The 357-nt window shown below is 63.3% G+C and carries 1 protein-coding gene; it reads left to right on the plus strand.

All coding sequences use genetic code 11. The features are described 5' to 3' along the window. The first annotated feature begins 3 nt into the window (after positions 1-3). Positions 4-174 carry an MbtH family protein gene (locus FH08_RS49740; protein ID WP_051888748.1) on the plus strand — a complete coding sequence of 57 codons (171 nt, stop codon included), beginning with the start codon at positions 4-6 and terminating at the stop codon, positions 172-174. Positions 175-357: the final 183 nt, after the last annotated feature.

The following is a 357-nucleotide window of genomic DNA, read 5'->3' on the forward strand; positions in this document are numbered from 1 at the left end:
TACGTGCTGATCAACGATGAAGAGCAACATAGTCTGTGGCCCTCTTTCGCCCCGGTGCCGTCCGGCTGGCGGACGGTGTTCGGGGAGAGCACGCGGGCGGACTGTCTGGCTTACGTCGAGGAGAACTGGACCGACATCCGGCCGAAGAGCCTGCGGGATTCGCTGCCAGGGTAATTCACGGCTGCGGTGGGGGCCCGCGTCCTCGTCAGGTACTGGCGACCGCTTCCGTTGAGTGGGGGCCTTACGTAGCATCGGCGGGGACGATTGCTATCCATCCGTAACGCAAGGGTTTCCATGGGCAGACTCGCTGGCAATGAGGTTTTCGTGCACCGCACTCGGGTCGGGTTGGTGCGGTTG

It is taken from the genome of Caballeronia sordidicola, from assembly GCF_000729995.1.
GTDB classification, from domain to species: Bacteria; Pseudomonadota; Gammaproteobacteria; order Burkholderiales; family Burkholderiaceae; genus Caballeronia; species Caballeronia sordidicola_A.